The following is a 21,293-nucleotide window of genomic DNA, read 5'->3' on the forward strand; positions in this document are numbered from 1 at the left end:
CGAGCGTGATGTGGCACAGCATCGGGAGGCAACTCCGTAATCCAACGGGGATGGGCGGCCTTTTGACCGGTAGCCTTATGCGCTTTGTCAACGAAACGCCGAACAGGCTGGCGATTGACGCGCTGCATATCGGGTCGACGGACACCGTTCTTGAACTTGGCTTCGGTCCCGGACACGCGATCAAGCTGGCCGCAGCGCGCACTTCGGGGCTGGTCTATGGTGTAGATCAGTCGCGGGTCATGCTCGAGCAGGCGCGCAGAAGAAATCGGACTGCCATTCGTGAAGGACGTGTCGTCCTGCATCAGGGTCGCTTCGATCTTCTGCCCGTTGGGGATGCGTCGGTCGACAAGATCCTTGCTGTCAATGTCATCTATTTCTGGCGCGACGTTCAGGCGATCGCGAAGGAAGTGCGCCGCGTGCTTCGTCCGGATGGCAGGGTTTCGATCTATGCCACCGATGCATCGACAATGCAGAAATGGAAGTTTGCCAGCGAAGACACCCATCGGCTGTTCGCGGCGGCCGATCTGTCTTCCACGTTGCGGGAGGGCGGCTTCGATGAAGACGAGATCGCCGTAAACGAGGTTCGCCTCACCGGCGGAATCCAGGGCTTGCTCGCAACCATTGTGAACCGCGCCTGACGACAAAAATACGCAGCGCGAACATCAATCGCCGTGCCGGATAAGCGGCCGGTGAACCTCGTCGGCAATCCGACATGAAGGAGAGAAGGTTATGACTACGCATCAGTCCATCGTTGCGCTGCTGGCGGCTATAGCGGGAGCCGCGATGGTATCAGTCGTCGCTCCAGCCTATGCCGCGGCGACGGACGTCAAACATGAGATTTCGGCCGCAGCGGTACACGCGCACCTCGCCGGGAATTCCGCCGATCTGGCCGGCGTGCACAGCCACCTGCATCACACGCTCAATTGCCTGGTGGATCCGAAGGATGCGGCGTTTGACACAAAAGAAATGAACCCCTGCGCAAGCATGGGAGAGGGTGCCATCCCCGATGCATCGGACGCCACGCTCAAGGCCGCGCTCCGGGCGGCGGCCAAGGAGGCCGAGGCAGGCATCGCTGAGAGCGATCTTTCCAAGGCGCAGACAGATGCGCGCGGCACGGAGAGCATGCTGATCACTCTCGCGAAGTAATCGTTCTTGACGCGGGAGAGCGGCGCAGACGAAGCAGAATATCAGGCTTCTCTGCGCCCATCGGTCATGAATGCGAGGCTCGGACGCGGGTCAATAGACGGCGAACGCGTGACCGACGAAGGCGAGGCCGTAGAACCCGATGAAAGCGGCAATGGCAGCGGCTGTCGCGTCGCCGGGATTGAAGTTGAGTGTCGCCTTGGCGAGATCGTGAACGGCGCGGCCGGCCCGTGCCCATGCATGGGCTGCAAGGGTTTCTGCGCCAGTCAAGGCTTCGAAGACGATCCGGGGGGCAGCAGTCATGATGTCGTCCTTTGCAATCAGAGGGCTAGCCCTCTTGGACGTCTCATTCCCTTTGCCGTCGCCTCAAGGCGCTTCTGGCGTGCTGCGGAACAGAGCTGACTACGCATACAGACGAATTGCGATGAGCCGGACCCAAGCACCAGCCCGATTCATCATACAATTTGATAATATGCTGCACCGCACAAAATGACAAGATGTCAGTGCGTGAAGAATGCGCGACGCCTTAGATGCGACGCCCTGCCGCCTCCCAATAGGGTTCGCGGAGCTTGCGCTTGAAGATCTTGCCGGAATCCTCGCGGGGCAATTCGGTTCGGAACTCAACCCGCTTGGGCACCTTGTAGCCGGCGATGCGCTCGCGCAGGAAGGCGCGGACCTCTGCCTCGCCGAGATCGGCGCCGGGCTGGCGCTGCACGACGGCACAGAGCTGCTCGCCGAATTCCTCGTCGGGAATGCCGAAGACGGCGCAGTCAGCCACGCCGGGCATTTTGTGAAGTTCAGCTTCGATTTCGGCGGGATAGATGTTCACACCGCCCGAAATCACCATGTCCTTCTGACGGTCGCAGAGATAGAGAAAACCGTCCTGATCGAGATAGCCGACATCGCCGAGCGTGATGAGGCCGCGTTTTTCCGCGCGGCGGCGCTTCTCGTCGTCGCCGTGATAGGTGAAGTCCGGAATGAGGTGGGAGCGGCAGACGATTTCGCCGGTCGCGCCCTTGGCGAGTTCGTCGCCATTCTCGCCGATCACCAGTACCTCGGCTCCATCGATCGCCTTGCCGACGGTGCCAGGATGGGCGAGCCATTCCTTCGAGTCGCAGAAGACGACGGCGCCCGTTTCCGTGCCGCCGTAATACTCATAGATCACCGGCCCCCACCATTCGATCATGGCCTGCTTCACATGGACCGGGCAGGGGGCGGCCGCATGAACGACGAAGCGCAGGCTCGACAGGTCGTATTTGCGCTTCACGTCTTCGGGCAGTTTCAGCAGGCGTACGAACATGGTCGGTACCATGTGGAGATGGGTGACCTTGTCGCGTTCGATGGTGGCAAGAAGTTCTTCTGGATCGAAGCGCGGCTGGAGAATGACGCTCGCCCCATAACGGAAGGCATAAAGCCCGTAGGCGTTGGGAGCGGAGTGATACATGGGGCCGGTGATGACGGTGACCGTGTTCTCCGGTGCGCCGAATTTCGGTTTGAAGCCCATGACATGGCCGATGATCGCGGTCCATGCCGCTGTCTGCTCGGCCGTCGGCGGATTGCGGCGTACGCCCTTGGGATGGCCCGTGGTGCCGGAGGTGTAGATCATCGAGCCCGGCGCCTCGTCAGGCCCTTGAGCCCTGGGCGGGAACTTCGCGAGCCAGTCATGCCAGAGCGCAATACCTGCGGGTGCATGCGCGGCCTCGGTAGAAATTCCGTAAGCAGACAATATTTCCGGCGGCGTCTCGACAACGAAGACGGGCACGCCTTTGGGAATTGCCCGCGCGATGGTGTGATAGAGATCCGCATGGATCACGATGGCCTTGGCGCCCGAATTCTCGAAGATATAAGCGGCCTCGTCCGGCGAATTGTGCCAGTTGACGGGCGTTGAATAGGCGCCGACGAGGCCTGCGGCCATCGATGCCTCGAAGAAGGCAAGATCGTTGCGAAGATAGACGGCAACGACGTCGCCATGTCCGATGCCGAGTTCGGCAAAGCCGGTTGCGGCACGAGCCGCATTCCCGCCGAGCGTCGCAATATCCGCGGCGCGAGCGCCGGAACGCACGTAAGAAGCCATTGGTCCCTCCCCATCAGCTTTTCTTGTTGCTGAAAGTGTAGCAGGCGGGGAAGGGGGGTACAGGCGATTTTCAGACCGGCGGGCTTACAAGCCTGTCGGCAAGTGGAGGCGGGAACCCATAGGTAAGGTGGGCTCCCGCATGTTCCTAGCTGTAGCGGGCTTCGCGGGCCGCGCCAGTCATGCCCGCCTTCACCTGTTCGACGGCCCAGGCGATGTCGGCGAGGTAGGTGTCCGCCACCTGGAGGTGGAAGGGCGAGAGCATGAGGTGGAGGCCCGCGGGCACCGTCGTCAGGCTCGTGAACCAGCCGCGTTCGAACAGCTTGCCCCAGACGGCCATGCAGTCGATCTCGTCATGGGTGAAGGCGATGATGCCGAGCTGCGGATTGCCGACGACGCGGAAGCCTAGCGCTTCGACGCCCGCCGCGATCTTTTCGCGGGCATCGGTGACCTGCTTGTGCTTGGCCCGGTAGCCTTCAACGCCGAGAAAATTCATCACGGCCCATGCGGCCGCGATGGCGCCACCAGGGCGCGTACCCGCAAGCGTCGGCGTGATCATGCGTCCGCCCGGCCAGTCGTCGCAATCGAAGATCATATGCGTACGGAGCGCCTCGGAACGGAAGAGGACTGTCGAGGCACCCTTGGCGCAATATCCGTATTTGTGGAGGTCCGCCGACATGGAGGAGACACCCCGTACCTCGAAATCGAAGGGCGGAACGTCGCCGCCATTCATGCGCGCGAAAGGCGCAATATAGCCGCCGACGCAGGCGTCGACGTGCAGCCAGAGGCCGCGTGCCTCCGCAAGCTTGCCGAGTTCGCCGATCGGATCAATGAGGCCGTAGGGGAAGCAGGGCGCAGAGCCCACAATCATGATCGTCTTGCCGTCGGCGGCTTTTCCCATCGCCTCCACATCCGCAAGATAGTCGCGGACGGGAATACGCCGCACCTCGATTTCCATCACCTTCGCGGCCTTGTCGAAGGCGGGATGCGCAGACCATGGAATGACGATATTGAGTGTGCCCTTCGCGCCCTTGGCACTGCGCGCATAGTCGCGCGCGGCCTTCATCGCCATGGTGATCGAATCCGTGCCGCCCGAGGTGATGTTGCCCGCGGCCCCTTCTGGTGCATGGAGCAGGGAGAGGCCCATGGCGACGACTTCGTCCTCCATCTTTTTCAGGCTGGGAAAGGCCATCGGCCCAAGGCCGTTTTCGGACATGAAAAGCGTATAGGCTTCCTTCTGCACGCGCTCCACATCGGGCCCTGCGTTGAAGACGTAGACGGCGGTCTTGCCCTCGCGCCACTTCACGTCATTGCCGGCCCGCGCCAGCATTTCCTGCTTTAGGCTCTCCCAATCGGTCCCCTTTTCGGGCATCGGCATAGTCTTGTCCTTTTCCTTGTGCCAGCGGCGGGCTTCAGCCTCGCGCCTCTTTGCGCCTATACTCCCCGAAATGCAGCCGGCTTGGAAGTAGGCGTCACAAAAGAGCGCCAGCCCGCTTGCATACCTACAGGAGAGGGAGAGAACCATGCCGCATTACGAAGATCTGACATACGAGGTGAAGGGCCGCGTTGCGCTTCTGACACTCGATCGCCCGGACAAGCTCAATGCATGGACGGCCGCGATGGAGAAGAGCCTGAAGCAGGCGCTGGCCGCTGCCGTCGCGGACGACAATGTCCGCGTTATTGTGGTGACGGGTGCAGGTCGTGGTTTCTGCGCGGGTGCCGACATGGGGCTTCTGCAAAGCATCAAGGCGGACAATTGGGAAGAGCGCGAGCTTGCGCAGGCGGCGCGGGAAGAGGAAGTCGATTTCGCGAGCGGATTGGGCCCGGATGTCTCGCCCCATTATGGCGGTCGCTTCGGCTATCTCATGCAGGTGAAGAAGCCGATCATCGCAGCGATCAATGGTCCGGCGGCCGGGCTCGGCCTCGTCGTCGCTCTTTATGCGGATATGCGCTTTGCTGGTTCGGATGCCAAATTCACCACAGCCTTCGCGCAGCGCGGCCTGATTGCCGAGCACGGCATTTCCTGGCTTCTGCCGCGCCTCGTGGGCCCCGCCCATGCTCTCGATCTGCTGTTGTCGGCGCGTAAGGTCACCGCCGACGAGGCCGAACGAATGGGGCTCGTCAACAAGGTCTTCGAGCAGGTGAATTTCATGGGTGCTGTGATGGACTACGCGAGAGCACTTGCGGAAACCGTCTCACCGCGCTCGATGGGCGTAATGAAAGCACAGGTCTGGAAGTCGCTCTTCCAGGATTTCAACGAAGCGCTCGCGGTTGGCGACAGCGAAATGCAGAAGAGCTTTGCGACGGCGGATTTCAAGGAAGGCGTCGCGCACTTCGTCGAGAAGCGCAAGGCGAACTTTACCGGCCGATAGCCATTAAAAAAGGGCGCGTGGAGATTGTTTCTCCACGCGCCCCGTTTGGTTTCTGCATTCGATCAGAACGTCACGGCAATACCCGCAAGCGCTTCGATGCCCGGTGCCTGGAAGCCGTTGGCCGGCTCGTATTGGCGGTCGAGCAGGTTGTTGACGCGAGCAGTCAGCTCGATGCCCTTCGCGATGATGCGCGATGCGGAGAGGTTCACCACGAGATAGCTGCCCGGCTTCGTGTAGACGAAGGTGTCTCGTGTTATATCAAGATAGGGATCTACCCACTTGATGTCGCTCCCGAGGGTGGTGACTTCGTCGAGCTTCCACTCTGTCGTCCAGTTTGCCGTATGGCGCGGGCGGCGCGTCAATGTTGTGCTGAACGTGTCGGCGTCGAGCACCGTGAGCGTGTAGTTCAACCGGGTGGTCAGCGAGGGGAGCGGCGTTGCCTCTATGAAGGCTTCCACGCCATGCGTGTTGAACGCAGGCGTGTTCTGTGCGGTTGAGTTGCCGGCGAGGTCATAGACGATCGACACCGCGTTCTCGATGCGGTTGTCGAAATAGGTCACTCCGGTCCGCAGCATGTCCGGAACGAGTCCCTGCTCGAGGCCGAGTTCCCAGCCGCGGCTTTCCTCGGCCTTCAGGTTCGGATTCCCGGTATAGATAGAGGCGGGAAAGGGCGGGCTCTGCGAGATCGAGTAGCCGAAGCGCTGATAAAGCGAAGGTACCTTGAATGAGGTCGCATAGCTTGCCGTGAAGCGGGTGTCGGTCGACGGGATGTAGTATCCCGGCGCGATTGACCAGGTCATCTTCTTCTTGAAGTTTGACGGCATGTCATAGCGGAGGCTCGCCGTCGCAAACCAGTTTTCGCCCCATGTCTGGTGGTCGGACAGCGAGAGGCCATAGGCGTTGGTCGACGCGCTCGACGCAGGCGTGATGAGATATCCATCGAAATCCTGCAGGCCGTTCGACGAGAAGGATTCGTGTGAGTAGTCGGCGCCAAATGTCAGCGTGTTGGTCGCGCTGAGGTCGATCGCATTGTCGAGGGCGGCGTTGACCCGCTCTCCGCGCGTATTGATATTCTCCGAATAGACGTCGAGGAGCCGATCCGGATAGTCGACGGTGTTCGTCGCATAGTGGCTGTAGGCGAGGGTGAACTTCGGGCGCCACTTACCATCCGCGAAGCGGCCGGCGAGCGAGCCCGTCACGAAGGCCTGCTGCGCACGGGAGCGATTGGCGAGATCCTCGAACACGGGATTGAAGGAGGAGTTGTATCCGCCTTCGTCAAGCTCCATTCGATTGTCATTGTACTGCACGAAGAAGGAGCCGCTGAGATATTCGTTGAAGGCGCGGTCGAGCTGACCCGAAAAGGCCATGTTCTCGCTCGCATCCTTTTCTTCTCCGGCACCGAAGCGCAGATGCGCCGGCGTAACGTCATTGCCGTCGGTCGCTTGCCGGGAGAGCGAGAGAAAATAGTTGGTATCCTCAACGTTTCCCGCGGAAGTGAGGCTCGTGTTGAGCGTCCCGAGTGTGCTCGCTTCGATGCGCGCTGTTGTGGTCGGCGAGGACTTGCCCTGCTTCGTGATGATGTTGATGACGCCACCCATGGCCTGACTGCCATACAGCGCGCTTTGCGGCCCGCGCACGATTTCGATGCGCTCAACATTGTCGAGCGTCAGGTTGGCGGCGTTGAAGGCGCCACGCGGATCAGATGGATCACCAATACGCTGGCCGTTCAGGAGAACGAGCGTCTGGTTGGAATTCGTACCTCGCATGAAGATCGAAGCTACGCTGCCGGTTCCGCCGGACTGGATGACGGTCACACCCGGCACCGAGGCCAGAGCCTGAGGCAGTGTGCGATATTGATGGGCCTCGATCTCTTGCGCGGTGATGATCGTGTAGGAGCTCGCGACTTCCTTGGTCGGCAGCGGTTCCGAGCCGCTGGTGACGAGGATTTCGGGAGGGAGCGTTGCCGTGTCGGCAAGCGCGGGTGTGGCGGCGAATGCCGACAGGCCCAATGTGGCGGCCAGGAAAGGCCAGCCGAAGAATGAGTAGTTCATACGTGTACCCCGTTCTCTTTCGCGGCCAACCCCGGCCGCTAGGACCGGTGGAGGGACATGAGAACGAGACGGGGGTAGGCAGGGGCAGGCGCGGCAGGGTTCCGATGGCATTGCATGCAACGCGGATATAAACCTGACGCGTCACCGATGCGGCTCTCCGCCCCGCTGGCACACCCCGGCCACCGGCAGATGACGCGCTGGACGGCAGGTTTCCTGGCTTGCGGGTCATCGGCCTTGTTCCGCCTTCCCAGCGTCATGTCCAAAAGGGCATGACGGCCAGTGGCTTAGTGGAACCGGGCCTCGCCGCTTACAGTTGCGGGGGCAGCCGGGGAATTGGCGCTGGAGACGCCGCACCCCGTTCCCTCTTGCCTCCTTCGGCCGCGAAGTCGCGCGCCTCGGGAACCATCGAGCGGGGGCACTATAGAAGTGGAGCAGGATGTGTCAAATCCGGTGGGCGGCACTGGAAACGATAGCGGTGGTGCTGCTGCGGAGTACGTTGTTATGATGTTCTGGCAAGGGAATCGTCATGGCACAGCGTTGCGCACTTGTTCGGTTGTCGGACGGAATTGTCGAGAACGTGATCGTTGCCGATCCGGAAGTGGATCGGGTGGCCGATGGCTACCTGCTTGTCCCGGCCGATGCGGCATCGCCGGGGGATATGTATAGGTACGGGACATTCTCGCGCCCGGGTCTCGCTCCGAATATTTCCGTCAGGGCGCAGAGCGCGCTCGACGCCTCAGACAAGATAGTCCTGCGCTGCTATGAGAACGGCGTTCCGGTCCCGGCAGCCTGGGTGACATATCGGGCAGCGCTTCGTGCAATCATAAGCGGTAAACAATCCGGCCCATTCCCCGCGCGCCCTCCCTATCCTCACGGTACCTAGTCTGAGCCTCAAGGGAATCAGTCGCGAAAAGGCTTCCTGCGCAGGCTTGCTGCGGTCCCTGCTTTGCTGGATGTCTGGCTGTGTTGGCGGGGCGCGTCGACAAGGTCAACAAGGCGCCTTGCAACCGGGCTTTGCCCGAATTTCTGCCCGATCTGGTACCGGGCGCCCTGAAAACCCAGGGAAAGACTGGTCGGAGTGAGAGGATTCGAACCTCCGACCCCCTCGTCCCGAACGAGGTGCGCTACCAGACTGCGCCACACTCCGTATCCAATCTGAGGCGGCGTTATAGCGTCCCGGATAGGGGTCCGCAAGGCCTCTCCGCACTCCGAAATAGAGAGAATCCGGTAAACCCGCGCCGGTTGCGCCCACACCCCGTTGCGGCTATCTTCCGCCCCGTTTCGCAGGGAGGCTACGCACCTCACGGCTCCTGCTGGGGCGTCGCCAAGTGGTAAGGCAACGGATTTTGATTCCGTCATACGGAGGTTCGAATCCTCCCGCCCCAGCCAAACTTACCCGTTGAAGCAACACCGATTTTTCCGGCGCTTCCGCCTGTGTCGCACAGACCTGTGCCACAGGCCGCAACCGGAGTCGGTTCAATGGCGGCGCACTTACACATAATTAAGCGTGATGGAATCTACTACTTGCGGCGGCGATTGCCCCACGCATTGGCGCGGCTCGTCTGTCGCACACATTTCTGTCGGTCTCTTCGCACCAAAGACCCGGAAGTAGCGCGGCGGCTCACGCACCGCGTGGCTGTCGCTTTTGACGACCTCGCGCTACGGGTTTCATTGATGGCGAAGCGACGCGAACCAACACAAGCCGACCTCGACCGGCTCCTCTTGGACATCTTCAATGATATCCTGACGCGTGGCGAGCAGAATCGTATTGCACGCCCTCAAGGCTACTCGCCATGGGTCATCGATGGAAACGAGTGGGCGGACGAAGACCTTTGGATGCACCCCAGCGCTGACGACGACGCGGAGGTATGGCGGACTTTGCTCGAATTCAATCGTCTTGATGCGGCGTATCCCACCGTCGAGGCGCATTTGTCCGAGCGGAATCTCGAAATGCCGCGCGACGATGGTCGGCGAAAAATTCTTCTTCGCATGGCGCTGGCGACGATTGCGTCCGCCTGCGCGTACGACGCCGAGCGCGAAGAAGGCGTTTATCGACCGGTTGTCCCGCCCTTCGGTCTGAATGGAGGGGTTCCGCTCGCGGCCATCGACACTTTCGTTTCTGATTTCGCAATGAAGCCATTCAGCGAGGTTTTCAAAGCCTATGCTGACGCTAAGGTGAGGAAGGGAGACTGGTCGGAGAATTCCGCCAACAAGAATCCGAGTAAGGCCAACCTGTTCATTCGCGTTGTAGGGGACATTCCTTTCACGCACGTCCAGAGGCGTGATGCGCTCCGCTTCCGTGAAGTGTTGGAGAGGCTTCCGCGCCTTCACGGCAAATCGATTTACACCGGGCTTGCGCCGGCTGATTGCGTAGCGCGGGCGGATACGATTGCCACGCAGCTTGCCGACAAAAAGAAGCAGCAGATTGAAATCGACGGAACAAAATATCGTCGCGCTGAGGCGGAGAAATTCGTTGAGCGTCTGGACCCTACGACCATCAATGCAACGCTCTCAACGGTCGGCGGCGTCTTCGAATGGGAACACAGCAACGGCGCCTATCCCGGGCGCAATCCATTCGATAAGCTTCAAGCGACGAAACGGCAGGTGGAGAAGCGCAAGCAGGGCAAAGTGGGCCGGGAGATGTGGGAGCCGGAGCACCTTGAGGCCCTGTTCGCTTCGCCGGTCTGGACCGGATGCGCGTCGGAAAAGCGGCGCAACAAAAAGGGAGCATTCGTCATAGAGGACGCAAGATTTTGGCTCCCATTAATTGCCTTGTTCGCCGGATTGCGCGCCGACGAGGCGCTGACGCTCTATGTCGAAGACATTCGGGAGCACCAAGGCATCTGGTTCTTCGACCTCTATGAAGACGGCGATCGCTCTTACAAGACGAAGAACTCGACTCGTATCATTCCCATTCACGAGGAGTTGATACGCATCGGCATCCTCGAATATAGGGACGCGGCGGAGGCCGCAGGCTTCCATCGGCTATTCGAAGATTTCGGAGCGCGGAACAAGTCTGGAAAATTCTCCGACGCATATAGCAGGTGGTTCGGAGACTACCGGCGCGATGTCGTAGGGCAGGGAGACCGCTATCGCGACTTTCATGCGCTGCGTACGACCTTCGATACCTTCCTTGAACGGAATATGTCGGGAAACTCAGTGATGGTGCGGCGGGTGATGGGTCATCAGGGGCACAAAAACGGGACCACTGACGACTATTTTAAGGGTTACGAGGCTAAAGACCTCAAGCCGCTTATCGACCTGCTCCAATATCCCATCAGCTTGGCGCACCTCTATGTGGATAAGCAAAAGCGGCTTCGACCACTCAAGCCATATGCCCGCAAGCCTAGGGGAAATGTCGTCCGCGTTCTCGCCGCTGACTGATTTTTTGTCCGCTGGGCCGTATCCGCCGCTAGTGCGAAACGAGAGGTCTGAAATTTAAGGTCCGCTTAAGGTGCCGGAACCATTTCTCCATTGTTCCAATGTGAGGAGATTTTCTATGCGCGACGAAGCCACCGCAAATTTTACGAACGACTTTGATGCGCCGTTCGGGCTGGTCGAAGCGAACAGACTTATATGGGCGACCATCCGTCTCGCGGGAGGCGAGACCGCGCTCAATGATGTAAAGCGTTTTATCGAGTTGAGCGGCGCAGCGAAGACCGATGAAGGGAAAAATGCGATGTGGGCGATGCTCGATTTGTTGAGCAAGAATGTCCAAGAATTCGTAAAAATCTTTAGGGAAGTCGAAAGTGCGGTAGCCGTGCTCCGCGCGCGTCGGCCTTCAAGCGGAGGCTGGGCGAGCGTCAGAAAGGGAAGCACGAGGCCGCAGGTTCGGTGAGGTTTTAGCGAGGGCGCACTTTAGGGAAATTCCTTCGGAAGTTTCCCGTGCTCTCGGGAGAGGAGGAAAGGTTGAGCCTCTACAGTTTCAACCTCAAAACCATCTCCAACTCGGACCCCGGCAGTCGGGGCAAGACCGCCGCGCGCCTCTGCTATGCCTGCTTGCGCGACAGCGCGCAGGTGCTGGGCGCGCGAACCGGCATCGAAACGGTATCGCGGAGCCGGTTGTCGGCCTTCGCGGCGGCGCGGGAAGAACTGGCGGGGCGGAATGGTCGCGTGGCCGAGTGCTTCATTCTCGCCTTGCCCATCGAGGCGCCCGGCGAGCAGCAGGCCGCACTCGTCGAAGCTTTCGCCGAAAAAATGACCAAGGGTGTGGCCCCGTGGATTGCCGCGCTCCACACCGACAAGCCCCACAATCCTCACACCCATCTCTATCTCTTCGACGAACAAGCGCCCCGCGAGCCCGGCAAGAGAGGGCGCGCGGAAAAAATCATCGGCCTCTCGCGAAGGGGCGCTTTGGAGGAAGCGCGGGCGCTATGGGCGGAGCTTCATAATCGGATGATGGCGGGTGTCGCGCCGCCCATCGACCACAGGTCGTTGGCGAAGCAGGGCCGGGAGGAACTGCCAACGCTTCACGAAGGAGCCGCCGCCCGCGCCGCGCGGTCCAGAGGCTGGGACTTGAGAAGTAGAGACAAGATTGACGAACGCGGTCGGGAAGTCCGGTGGAAGGACATCGACGAGGGGCAGACGCGGGACCAGACCAATGACCAGATTCGAACTATCAACGGGCTGAAACGGCAACTGAAGGAGACCACGGCAAATGGAAGACGAGATGACGGAGTTCCTGCTGAAGCTTCAGCAGCGGAATCTTCAGGTCGCGAAGTCGGCGACTTCGACTTTGGCCGACATCAGGGCCGAGAACCGGAAGGTCGCGGACCTCGCCCTGAAAGCGGGGCAGACATTCGCGGCCTGTCAGGAACTGCTGGCGCAAATGCGGAAAGTCGCCGAGGCGAACCAGCGGCCTCGCAATCGGACGCTGCTCGACCGGCTGTTGGGCCGCTGACGGAGGCCGGGCGTGAGAGGTGGCGGTTTCGTCCCTCGGCGTTGAGGCGCGTCGAGTCGAGCCTCGTTCATTTGCTCAACGCGGCCCGGCTGCGCGCCGCCGCCCTGCTTATGCGGGCGGGCAACTGGTCGAAATTGCGCCTCCCTGCTGCCAGCGCCAGACCGAGGCAGCGCGAGGCCGACCGGGGCCGGGAACGCTGACGCGATAGCGCGACCTTCCCCGCCGAATCTGTGTAGGCTATCAATCAAATGGGGAGCGGAGGGGCTTATCGCCCTTCCGCTGCTGGATTTCAACGCGCCGCCGATTATTCCGAGACGAACGCACCGGGAAAGGCGAGTGGGGGTCGTATGCCGGAGCTGATATTCAAGGGCAAGGAATTTGTCTATAACCACCACCTGTCCGTGCCTTTCAGGCCGCTGGTTCCCCACGCGAAGAAATCCATCGGCGGAACGCATCTCGACGGCAACCTCATCATCCACGGCGACAATCTCCACGCGCTGAAGGCGCTCCTGCCGATGTATGCGGGGAAAGTCGATTGCGTCTTCATAGACCCGCCTTACAACACGGGCAACGAAGGTTGGGCTTACAACGACAATGTGAATAGCCCGATTATGAAGGAGTGGCTCAAGGCAAATCCCATCGGCCTTGATGACGGTCTGCGCCACGATAAATGGCTCGCAATGATGTATCCACGCGTCAAACTTCTTCACGAATTGATGTCTGAACAAGGCAGCTTGTGGATGACGCTCGACGACAATGAGTCTCATCGTGCGCGATTGATGTTGGACGAAATATTCGGTGAAAGCGGATTTGTAGCGAACATCGCGTGGGTGAAGCGCTATACGCGCAGCAACAACGCAAAAATGTTCTACTCTTTGAAAGACACGCTGCTGGTCTATCGAAAAACTATCGCATTGGACACTGTCAAAGAACCCCGGACTGAAAAATCAGATTCCAACTACACGAACCCTGACAATGACCCGCGCGGTCCGTGGATGACATCTTCTTATGTTAATCCGGCGACGCGCGAGCAGCGCAAGAGACTCGTTTATCCGATAAAGAATCCTTTTACCGGCAAGATGGTCGAGCACCCTACGCATGCTTGGAAATACAAGCTCGACGAAAACAGACGACACATTGAAGAAAATCGCCTTTGGTGGGGAGAAAAAGGAGACGCCGAGTATCCGCGCCTTAAGCTTTTTCTCGATGAAGCCGAGCAATTGGTGCCCATCGACGTCTGGAGTTATGAGGATGTTGGGTCGTCAGACGACGGCGGCGACGAGCTAAAGCGCATTTTTGGTAAGGCAGTATTTGAGAACCCGAAGCCCACTCGTTTGATATCGAAAGTTTTATCGCTCGTTCCTAACCGGGACGCACTGGTATTAGATTCATTTGCTGGCTCCGGTACTACGGCCCACGCGGTCCTTGCTGCGAACAAGAGCGATGACGGAAATCGCAAGTTTATTCTCGTAGAGGGCGAAGAATATGCGGACAAAATAACCGCAGAACGAGTTCGTCGCGTCATCAAAGGCTATGAATTTTCCGGAACGCAGCGGGAGGAATTGCTGCGGGAGAATATTACCTTCAGCAAACTCAAAAACCCGAATGACCTGCTGGACCGTATTGCCGGAATTGAAAACCTCGACGCCCATCGCTTCGACAATATCAGCAAGACCGTGAAAAACGGCGAGCTGCTGGTTGTCGGCGAAAAGGCCGTGAAGGAACGCGCCGAGGGACTTGGCGGCAGTTTCACTTATTGTTCGCTTGGTGACGCCGTCGAGCTCGACAAGATTCTCACCGGCAAGACGCTACCGTCGTTCGAAACGCTTGCCGCGCTCCTGTTCCATACGGCGACCAATGAAGCCTTCGACCCGAAGGCGATGGTCGTGGAAGGAAACGAAGGCTATCTCGGCGAGTCGTCCGCCTATCACATCTGGCTCATCTACAGGCCGGACATCGAGTTTCTGAAATCGCGCGACGCGGCGCTGACGCTGACCAAGGCGGAGGCGATAGCGGCGTCTCGGCCGGACAAGCAAAATCTGGTTTTTGCTCCGGCGAAGTTTGTGTCGCAGAAACTTCTCAACGACAGAAGCCTGAATGTCGAGCACGCGCCATTGCCATTCTCTCTCTATCGCCTAGAGCGGTCATAGAGGGCGACGCAGATGGTTATGCGCGACCTCGAATATCAGACAAAGGTTCTCCGCTCCTTTGAGGCGTATCTTTCCGAACTGTCCGCGCAGAAAAAGCGGGCGGATGGCATCGCGGAAGTCGCGAAGACGCAGCCGGACCTCAATCTGCCTGTCCCCGATTTCACGGGGGAAGCGTGGAGCGGACTCAAGGCGAAAGGCGTGCTGCCCGCATCGCGTTCCGATATTCCATTCAGCCCGCGCATCGATGGTGTCGGGCGGCCCGTGCCCAATGCCTGTTTCAAGGTGCCGACAGGCGGCGGCAAGACCTATCTCGCGGTCGGTGCGCTCTCGCGGCTATTTGGGACTTATCTCGGCAAGAATGTCGGATTCGTTCTCTGGATTGTGCCGAACGAAGCGATTTACACCCAGACGAAAAAGCAACTCACCGACCGCGAACATCCTTATCGGCAGATGCTCGACCGGGCGGCGGCGGGGCGGGTAAAAATCCTGGAGAAGGAAGACCCGCTCGACGCGCGCGATATTGAATCGAACCTGTGCGTGATGTTGCTGATGCTCCAGTCCGCCAATCGGGATACGAAAGACTCGCTCAGAATGTTTCGCGACCGGGGAAACATTCGCGGCTTCTTTCCGCCCGAGACCGACGGAGAGGCGCATCGCGCGTTGCTTGATGCGATTCCAAACCTTGCCGCCTATTCCGACGCCGAAAGCTTCTGGCCGGTCATCAAGGATTCGCTCGGTAATGCCCTGCGGATAGTCCGGCCTGTCGTGGTGATGGACGAGGGACACCGCGCCGTGTCGGACCTCGCCTTCAGGACGCTCTACGACTTCAATCCCTGCTTTGTGCTGGAACTGACGGCGACGCCGAAGGACCGCAAGGCAAAGGAGCGCACAGCGCCCCCCATCTACGCGAACTTGCTCGTCGATGTGATGGGGGCGGATCTCGACCGCGAGGGAATGATAAAAATGCCGCTCAATGTCTTCGTGAAGAACGAAGAGGACTGGCGGAGCACGCTTCAGCAAGCAAAGGAGAAGCTGGAAGAGCTGGCGAGCGCCGCCGAGCGTTTGCGCGCCGACCGCGACCGCTACATTCGTCCCATCCTGCTGGTTCAGGTGGAGCGAACCGGGAAGGACCAGCGGGACGGACATCATATTCACGCTGAAGACGCCAAGGATTGGCTTGTGCGCGCGGGCTTCGACGAGCGCCAGATAGCAATCAAGACCGCCGAAACAAACGACCTGACCGCCCCGGAAAATATCGACCTCCTTTCGCCGCTCTGTCCGGTGCGTGTGATTATCACGAAGCAGGCGCTACAGGAGGGCTGGGATTGTCCCTTTGCCTATGTGCTTTGCGTGCTGGCGGCGAGCACGAACCTTTCGGCAATGACGCAGTTGGTTGGGCGAATTTTGCGCCAGCCGCAGGCGGAGAAGACCGGCGTCGCGGCGTTGGATGAATGCTATGTCTTCTGCCACCATATGGAGACCAGTTCCGTCGTCGCGGGTATCAAGCAGGGCCTCGAAGATGACGGTATGGGCGACCTTGTGAAGTATGTCGTGGCGCGGGACGAGAAAACCGGCAAGAAGAGCGGCGCCCGGAAGGTTGCGCGGCGCGAGAAGTTCAGGGACACGGAAATCTATTTCCCGCTCGTGCTCAATGTGTCGGAAGCGGATATTCGTCCGCTCGATTACGAGCAGGATGTCGTCTTTGGAATCGATTGGAACAAGCTGGATGTGGCGGCGTTGGCGGCGTCCATTCCCGCCAATGCGCAGGTTCCCGAAACGCAGATGAAGCGGATTCGACTGTCCGATGCCGGCGGCGAGCGTATTGTGTCGGAGGACACCGGGCACATTGCCGAAGCACAGAGCTTCGACCCCGTTTATCTGGTCCGGATGGTTTCAGACATCGTTCCCAATCCTTGGACCGCCCGCGAAATCGTCGGCAATCTTGAGAAGGCTTTACGCAAGCGGGGCTTCGACAATGCGATGCTCGGTGCCCAATCGGGGCTGATTGTCGGCCAATTGCGCGCCGAACTTCTGAAACAGCGGGACGACTTGGCCGAAACGGTTTTCCGGGCGGCGGTCGAGGCCGGGCGTATTCAATTCCATCTCCGCACTGATGAAAACAATTGGCGGATGCCACATTTCATCGAAACGGAGCAGCCGGAGAACGCCCGCACCCTTCGGAGGAAGAACGACAATCCGATTGAGCGGAGCCTTTTCGCGCCTATCTACGAGGCCGATTTCAGCAGCCAAGACGAACGCGATATAGCCGTTTATCTGGACGGCGAGGCGGCGCTGAAGTGGTGGCATCGAAATGTTGCGCGCGCCGGTCAATATTCGCTCCAAGGCTGGCGCAAGGATAAGGTCTATCCCGACCTTCTCTTCGCGCTGCAGCGTGGAGACGATATCCAGCGTCTGGTTGTGCTTGAAATGAAGGGCGAACACCTGTCCGGGAATCCGGACACGGAATATAAGAAGTCGCTCCTGAAACTCGTTGCGGAGAGCTATCAGTTCGAGCAAGTCACATCGGCGGGGAAGCTCGAACTGGTTCAGAAGGGAAAGACCACGGTCGAATGCGATTTGGTCCTGATGACCGATTGGCAACGGCGATTGCCGGGCGAATTTTTGACCTAGGTGTTTAGTCCTTCTGAGCCGCGTCTTCCAAGAATCGGTCCAAGGTGGGCGTGTCTGGCCTGGCATCGGCGCGGAACGTCGCAACGGTCAGTCGCTTGCTCAGCATGCCGTGCGAATGCTTGGCAAATATTACGCGCGTATAGAACGGGGCAAAACGCCGCTGGTCGGCCGCAAGCGCCCAAATTTCGTTGGGATTCAGGCAATAGATATATCCGCCAGCCTCACGCATGGTGATTAGCGCCCCGGTTTCTTCGAGATGTCGCACGTGCGTCCGAATGGTGCGAGCTGTCACCCCGAGCGCCTTCGCAAGATCGGATTGCGTGATAACGAGCGCGCCATTTGGCCCGGCATGCTCTGCGAGGTAGGCCCAGAGCCGCAACGCGGTTTGGCTTTTGCGAGCTAGGCGTTGTACCCGCTGCCACCCCGCCCGGAACACCATCTTAAAGCCGGAATTTTTTGCCGACTCGTGATCCTTCAGCGCAGCATCCACCGCTTCATAGACGTCCTCAACGTTGGCGGGCAATTCTCCATTACGCTTCGCTGACTGGGTCTCTTTTTTACTCACAGACTGTATCTCCTTGTTTAATACAGCAGGAGACATAGGAACGCCGAAGCAGCTATCTACCTTTCGCAAGCAGAAATGATCGGAAAGCTAACGCTTCCGATAGAGCGGAAATCTACGCTTCCTATTTAGGGGCCGTAAGTCATTGGTGGAGAAGCACTTTTTCGTTCGTGTTCTAATCTGAATATAACCGGCATGAATGCCGGTTTTTCCTTGCAAGGAGGCCTTTCCTTAGCGAGTTGAGTGTTGCAGCACGCGCTGCGCCCCGCCGCCTGTTGGCTCACCGCAGGAGAGGATTGCAGCACGCCTTGGCACGGCACGTCCTTCAGAAGGGAAAGACCACGGTCGAAGCGAACAGACTTATATGGGCGACTGACAACGGCTATTGCCGGGGGAGTTTTGAGTTGAAGAGTTGCCCCGTGCATCAATGCGCGAATCACTTTTTGGATACAGAAAACAAGGAGATTCGTAGTTGAATTTGTAAAGCTCATCGGGTTTCCAAACACCTCCCGCTGCCGTTGGCGTGCCAGTTGGTCAGCCCAAAGAATTTTGGTGACTCTGTCTTGAACACGGCCACCCATAACCCACATAGAGTGTATTGTTCATCTGGCCGTTTCTGGGCTGGCCCGAAGTGGGCGCAGGTCGTGAAGTTGGTCAGGGTCGTCGCATCGTCGATGTGGCGGCGCGGGTCGGTGCTGAAGCAGCCGGTAGGCTGGTCCGTGCTCCCGATGGACGAACGCTCTACCCGGCTATTGCTGTTTCCGCCGAAGCCCATCTTCAATTCAGGGTCCATCAACCGGCTGGTAGGCATTTATCTCGGGAGGGTGCCCGGACGGGCGCGATTTGCTTGCCGCCGGAGCCGAAAAAGGTAGCTTCGTCCGACTCGAAGCGCCGAAGGAGGCTCCGATGAATGTATGCAAAAACGTGCCACGCTTGCGCGGCTGACTTTTGCGTTGGTCGCGCTGTTCATCTGGCCGTTTCTGGGCTGGCCCGAAGTGGGCGCAGGTCGTGAAGTTGGTCAGGGTCGTCGCATCGTCGATGTGGCGGCGCGGGTCGGTGCTGAAGCAGCCGGTAGGCTGGTCCGTGCTCCCGATGGACGGAACTGCCGCCAATAGTCGGGACGGGCAAGTTGATGGGTCCTGCGAGAGAGGAAAGATGGGGGAACTCCATAAGGAGCTTCGTCGGTCTCGGGCGTTGGAGGCCGCTTGGAGGGTTGTCAGGAGGAACGGGCTAGGACCGAATACGTCGCTTAGGACGAAGGCGGAGGTTCTGGAATTTGAGGAAAATGCAGCCCGAAATCTGAAGTCAATTCAGTCTCGTTTGGTCAAAGGCACCTTCCAATTTGCGCCCCAAAAGGGAGTCGCCATTCCGCGCCCCGGCAAAAAATCGCGGCCTATAGTCATTGCGCCGGTCGAAAATCGTATCGTTCAGCGAGCACTCCTCAATGAGATGACGCGCAGAATAGACGCTGTTCGCGATGTTCTGAATATCGAAACTAGTGTGGGTGGCATTGAAGGGCGTGAAACCGCAATAGCCATAGCGTGGCGTGAAATCAAAAATGGGGCGAAGTGGTTCGTGCGTTCCGATATCCCGGACTTCTTCACGAAGATTCCCAAAAAGCCAATTGCCGATTTCTTACGAGCGCATTGCGACGACCTCGAATTCGTTGCGCTTTATGAGCAGGCAATTGAAACGGTGCTTGGCAACGAGGCCGACCTCGGACAAGAATCGAAACTGTTTCCAAGTGCGGAAGTGGGTGTTGCTCAGGGTTCGGCATTAAGTCCCTTGGCAGGAAATATTTTACTTCGCGATTTCGATAAGAAAATGAATGGGCGCGGCATCGTCTGCGTTCGCTATATCGACGATTTCCTAATTCTCGGGCCATCGCGCGAGAAGGTTGCTGCGGCATTCAATTCTGCGCGCGCATCGCTCGAAAAATTTGGCTTGGGCGCATACGACCCGGCAACGCACCCAAACAAGGCAGCCATCGGACCAATTGATGATGGCTTTGATTTTTTAGGCTGCCATATCGTTCCGGGATTGATTCAGCCCTCATCTGACGCTAGGAGCGCGCTTCTTGGCAAGGTGCGAGAAATTTTGAACGATAGTGCGAGGGCGGTAAAAGACGCGTTGAGAGGAAAGGGAACGGCAGCGACGGAAAGGCGGAGGTTTGCGCAGACGCTTGAGCACCTCGACAATCGGCTCAATGGTTGGCGGCACGCCTATCAGTTCTGTAATGGAGTTCAGTCCATCGAGAGCCTAGACGCCGAGATAGACAAGTTGTTGCGCCGATATCTGACCAGCATTAATTCGTTGTTGGACTCGGAATCATTTCCAGCGTGGCGGCGGGGCTTGGGTGTCGCTGTTCTGGCTGATGTTCCGCGCGTCGACATCAATCAGATAAAACGGAACTTGAAAAATTAATTGAGAATCGAAACAGCTTTGACACGGCGATAGCTCGATTTGTGAATTATGACCGTGCGCTATGCCGAAGGTTTTGTCTGATTGGATATCGGTCGGGCTTGGCGGAAAAGGAGCAAGATAGGAAAAATGTATGTCATCCCAAAAGCGAATTCTTGAAAGCAAGCACGGCGTCGTTCTAACCGAGGTTAGCCTTATGGCGGGAACGCCTGCCTCTGTTGCGGCGGTTGCCTACAGCATTTCAAGCAAACGGACACCGGAGACTTGGAACGCCGGAACCTTGACGGAAGCCAAGCGCCTTTTTGACGAGGAATTGGCAATGTGTGGCGGAAAATAAGCGGTCGCGGGACAGGCGGCGGGGTTAGATGGACTGTCGCACAGACCTGTGGCACACTTTACCGATTCTTGCCGGTGATTTCGCTTTGATTCAAATGGTTTAGATAATTGGCAGGGAATCCTCCCGCCCCAGCCAAACAGCCCGGTCTCTGCGGGGGATTTTCCCCGTCTATAAAAGACCGGGCGATTTCGCGCACTTTGCGGCGGGAACGTCATTCAGAGCACAATGATGCGCATCTTTTGAAGGGATGACTGGTGCCATTACGCCGCAAGTCTCTTGGATGTCTTTTTGAATATCCGTTTTTATCGGGGCTGAGCGTTAGAGACCGGTTCGAATATCACTGAGACCGGTTGGGCCTCGCTGGGTCGAGCACATCTGATGGTGTTGTCGCTAGAGAAAGTGGCGAGAGCGCTAGAACGCCACAGCTGACGCTCTAGCATATGCCGGCAGCCCTATCGCTAGTTGTCGGGCAGACTCCGTCGAGACCAATTATTCGGCAAAGACGTTTTGGTCTTCCCACCGATCGTCGACGCGCTGCGCGAGACCGGTGACGGTGTGACGTGCCACTGAGATTTTCGTCCAGAAGGATTTAGAGTCCGGCCCTATGGAAGGGAGACGGACGATGAAGAGGCAGCGTTTTACGGAAGAGCAGATC

15 protein-coding genes, 2 tRNA genes, 2 pseudogenes and 1 riboswitch are annotated in these 21,293 nt (G+C 58.8%); of the genes and pseudogenes, 13 read left to right on the forward strand and 6 right to left on the reverse strand.

Going from position 1 to position 21,293, the window contains the following annotated elements; all coding sequences use genetic code 11:
- Positions 1-8 precede the first annotated feature (8 nt).
- Complete coding sequence (locus tag F2P47_RS10785; RefSeq protein ID WP_152216357.1) at positions 9-638, forward strand: class I SAM-dependent methyltransferase; 630 nt, start codon at positions 9-11, stop codon at positions 636-638.
- A 91-nt stretch (positions 639-729) separates the two neighbouring features.
- Complete coding sequence (locus F2P47_RS10790) at positions 730-1,146, forward strand: hypothetical protein (protein ID WP_152216358.1); 417 nt, start codon at positions 730-732, stop codon at positions 1,144-1,146.
- 90 nt (positions 1,147-1,236) lie between these two features.
- Here F2P47_RS10790 and F2P47_RS10795 read toward each other — a convergent pair whose 3' ends face one another.
- The 3 genes from F2P47_RS10795 to F2P47_RS10805 form a co-directional block, all read right to left on the reverse strand.
- Positions 1,237-1,446 (reverse strand): hypothetical protein, encoded by a 210-nt coding sequence (locus F2P47_RS10795; protein ID WP_152216359.1) that lies wholly within the window; start codon positions 1,444-1,446, stop codon positions 1,237-1,239.
- A 223-nt stretch (positions 1,447-1,669) separates the two neighbouring features.
- On the reverse strand, positions 1,670-3,217 hold the full coding sequence (locus tag F2P47_RS10800) for an acyl-CoA synthetase (protein ID WP_152216360.1): 1,548 nt from the start codon (positions 3,215-3,217) through the stop codon (positions 1,670-1,672).
- 145 nt (positions 3,218-3,362) lie between these two features.
- On the reverse strand, positions 3,363-4,592 hold the full coding sequence (locus tag F2P47_RS10805) for a pyridoxal phosphate-dependent decarboxylase family protein (protein ID WP_152216361.1): 1,230 nt from the start codon (positions 4,590-4,592) through the stop codon (positions 3,363-3,365).
- A gap of 145 nt (positions 4,593-4,737) precedes the next feature.
- On the opposite strand from F2P47_RS10805, the gene F2P47_RS10810 reads away from it, so the two are divergent.
- A complete protein-coding gene (locus F2P47_RS10810; RefSeq protein ID WP_152216362.1) occupies positions 4,738-5,586 on the forward strand; it encodes an enoyl-CoA hydratase in 849 nt (282 codons plus the stop codon).
- Between the two features lie 62 nt (positions 5,587-5,648).
- Here the strand turns inward: F2P47_RS10810 and F2P47_RS10815 are convergent, their stop codons facing one another.
- Together F2P47_RS10815 and F2P47_RS10820 are read right to left on the reverse strand one after the other, a co-directional pair.
- Complete coding sequence (locus F2P47_RS10815) at positions 5,649-7,637, reverse strand: TonB-dependent receptor plug domain-containing protein (protein ID WP_185681065.1); 1,989 nt, start codon at positions 7,635-7,637, stop codon at positions 5,649-5,651.
- A gap of 186 nt (positions 7,638-7,823) precedes the next feature.
- Positions 7,824-8,059, reverse strand: a riboswitch (cobalamin riboswitch).
- Between the two features lie 648 nt (positions 8,060-8,707).
- A tRNA-Pro gene (locus F2P47_RS10820) sits at positions 8,708-8,784 on the reverse strand.
- A 167-nt stretch (positions 8,785-8,951) separates the two neighbouring features.
- Between F2P47_RS10820 and F2P47_RS10825 the strand changes: the two genes are divergently transcribed.
- The 8 genes and pseudogenes from F2P47_RS10825 to F2P47_RS10850 all read left to right on the forward strand — a co-directional run bounded on the left by F2P47_RS10825 (position 8,952) and on the right by F2P47_RS10850 (position 17,318).
- Positions 8,952-9,026 (forward strand) — tRNA-Gln (locus F2P47_RS10825).
- 90 nt (positions 9,027-9,116) lie between these two features.
- A pseudogene (locus F2P47_RS18135) lies at positions 9,117-9,278 on the forward strand (DUF6538 domain-containing protein); the annotation flags it as partial.
- 33 nt (positions 9,279-9,311) lie between these two features.
- Positions 9,312-11,021: a site-specific integrase gene (locus F2P47_RS10830; protein WP_185681066.1), complete on the forward strand. Its 1,710-nt coding sequence runs from the start codon at positions 9,312-9,314 to the stop codon at positions 11,019-11,021.
- Between the two features lie 115 nt (positions 11,022-11,136).
- A complete protein-coding gene (locus F2P47_RS10835; protein WP_152216365.1) occupies positions 11,137-11,475 on the forward strand; it encodes a hypothetical protein in 339 nt (112 codons plus the stop codon).
- A 275-nt stretch (positions 11,476-11,750) separates the two neighbouring features.
- Positions 11,751-12,077 (forward strand): annotated as a pseudogene (locus F2P47_RS18140) (MobA/MobL family protein); the annotation flags it as partial.
- 217 nt (positions 12,078-12,294) lie between these two features.
- Positions 12,295-12,537, forward strand: coding sequence for a hypothetical protein (locus F2P47_RS17935; protein WP_246176840.1), 243 nt, complete (start codon positions 12,295-12,297; stop codon positions 12,535-12,537).
- Between the two features lie 347 nt (positions 12,538-12,884).
- Entirely contained in the window at positions 12,885-14,687 is a 1,803-nt protein-coding gene (locus F2P47_RS10845; protein WP_152216367.1) for a site-specific DNA-methyltransferase, read from the forward strand.
- A 12-nt stretch (positions 14,688-14,699) separates the two neighbouring features.
- On the forward strand, positions 14,700-17,318 hold the full coding sequence (locus F2P47_RS10850) for a DEAD/DEAH box helicase (protein WP_204886633.1): 2,619 nt from the start codon (positions 14,700-14,702) through the stop codon (positions 17,316-17,318).
- 4 nt (positions 17,319-17,322) lie between these two features.
- On the opposite strand, the gene F2P47_RS10855 is transcribed toward F2P47_RS10850, so the two are convergent.
- Positions 17,323-17,883, reverse strand: a complete 561-nt coding sequence (locus tag F2P47_RS10855; protein WP_185681068.1) for a helix-turn-helix domain-containing protein — start codon at positions 17,881-17,883, stop codon at positions 17,323-17,325.
- 911 nt (positions 17,884-18,794) lie between these two features.
- Here F2P47_RS10855 and F2P47_RS17700 point away from each other — a divergent pair.
- Both F2P47_RS17700 and F2P47_RS10860 read left to right on the forward strand, forming a co-directional pair.
- Positions 18,795-18,995, forward strand: a complete 201-nt coding sequence (locus F2P47_RS17700) for a hypothetical protein (RefSeq protein ID WP_185681069.1) — start codon at positions 18,795-18,797, stop codon at positions 18,993-18,995.
- A 40-nt stretch (positions 18,996-19,035) separates the two neighbouring features.
- Entirely contained in the window at positions 19,036-20,304 is a 1,269-nt protein-coding gene (locus F2P47_RS10860) for a reverse transcriptase domain-containing protein (RefSeq protein WP_185681070.1), read from the forward strand.
- Positions 20,305-21,293: the final 989 nt, after the last annotated feature.

Origin of the sequence: Parvibaculum sedimenti, assembly GCF_009184905.1 — a bacterium.
GTDB lineage: Bacteria > Pseudomonadota > Alphaproteobacteria > Parvibaculales > Parvibaculaceae > Parvibaculum > Parvibaculum sedimenti.

Excerpts from the sequence above, each read along its gene's own strand:
- F2P47_RS10785 (WP_152216357.1), top strand. The coding sequence starts at position 9 with ATGTGGCACAGCATCGGGAGGCAACTCCGTAATCCAACGGGGATGGGC.
- F2P47_RS10850 (WP_204886633.1), top strand. The coding sequence starts at position 14,700 with ATGGTTATGCGCGACCTCGAATATCAGACAAAGGTTCTCCGCTCCTTT.
- F2P47_RS17935 (WP_246176840.1), top strand. The coding sequence starts at position 12,295 with ATGGAAGACGAGATGACGGAGTTCCTGCTGAAGCTTCAGCAGCGGAAT.
- F2P47_RS10860 (WP_185681070.1), top strand. The coding sequence starts at position 19,036 with ATGGGGGAACTCCATAAGGAGCTTCGTCGGTCTCGGGCGTTGGAGGCC.
- F2P47_RS17700 (WP_185681069.1), top strand. The coding sequence starts at position 18,795 with ATGCAAAAACGTGCCACGCTTGCGCGGCTGACTTTTGCGTTGGTCGCG.
- F2P47_RS10830 (WP_185681066.1), top strand. The coding sequence starts at position 9,312 with ATGGCGAAGCGACGCGAACCAACACAAGCCGACCTCGACCGGCTCCTC.
- F2P47_RS10815 (WP_185681065.1), bottom strand. The coding sequence starts at position 7,637 with ATGAACTACTCATTCTTCGGCTGGCCTTTCCTGGCCGCCACATTGGGC.
- F2P47_RS10800 (WP_152216360.1), bottom strand. The coding sequence starts at position 3,217 with ATGGCTTCTTACGTGCGTTCCGGCGCTCGCGCCGCGGATATTGCGACG.
- F2P47_RS10845 (WP_152216367.1), top strand. The coding sequence starts at position 12,885 with ATGCCGGAGCTGATATTCAAGGGCAAGGAATTTGTCTATAACCACCAC.
- F2P47_RS10810 (WP_152216362.1), top strand. The coding sequence starts at position 4,738 with ATGCCGCATTACGAAGATCTGACATACGAGGTGAAGGGCCGCGTTGCG.
- F2P47_RS10790 (WP_152216358.1), top strand. The coding sequence starts at position 730 with ATGACTACGCATCAGTCCATCGTTGCGCTGCTGGCGGCTATAGCGGGA.
- F2P47_RS10795 (WP_152216359.1), bottom strand. The coding sequence starts at position 1,446 with ATGACTGCTGCCCCCCGGATCGTCTTCGAAGCCTTGACTGGCGCAGAA.
- F2P47_RS10805 (WP_152216361.1), bottom strand. The coding sequence starts at position 4,592 with ATGCCGATGCCCGAAAAGGGGACCGATTGGGAGAGCCTAAAGCAGGAA.
- F2P47_RS10835 (WP_152216365.1), top strand. The coding sequence starts at position 11,137 with ATGCGCGACGAAGCCACCGCAAATTTTACGAACGACTTTGATGCGCCG.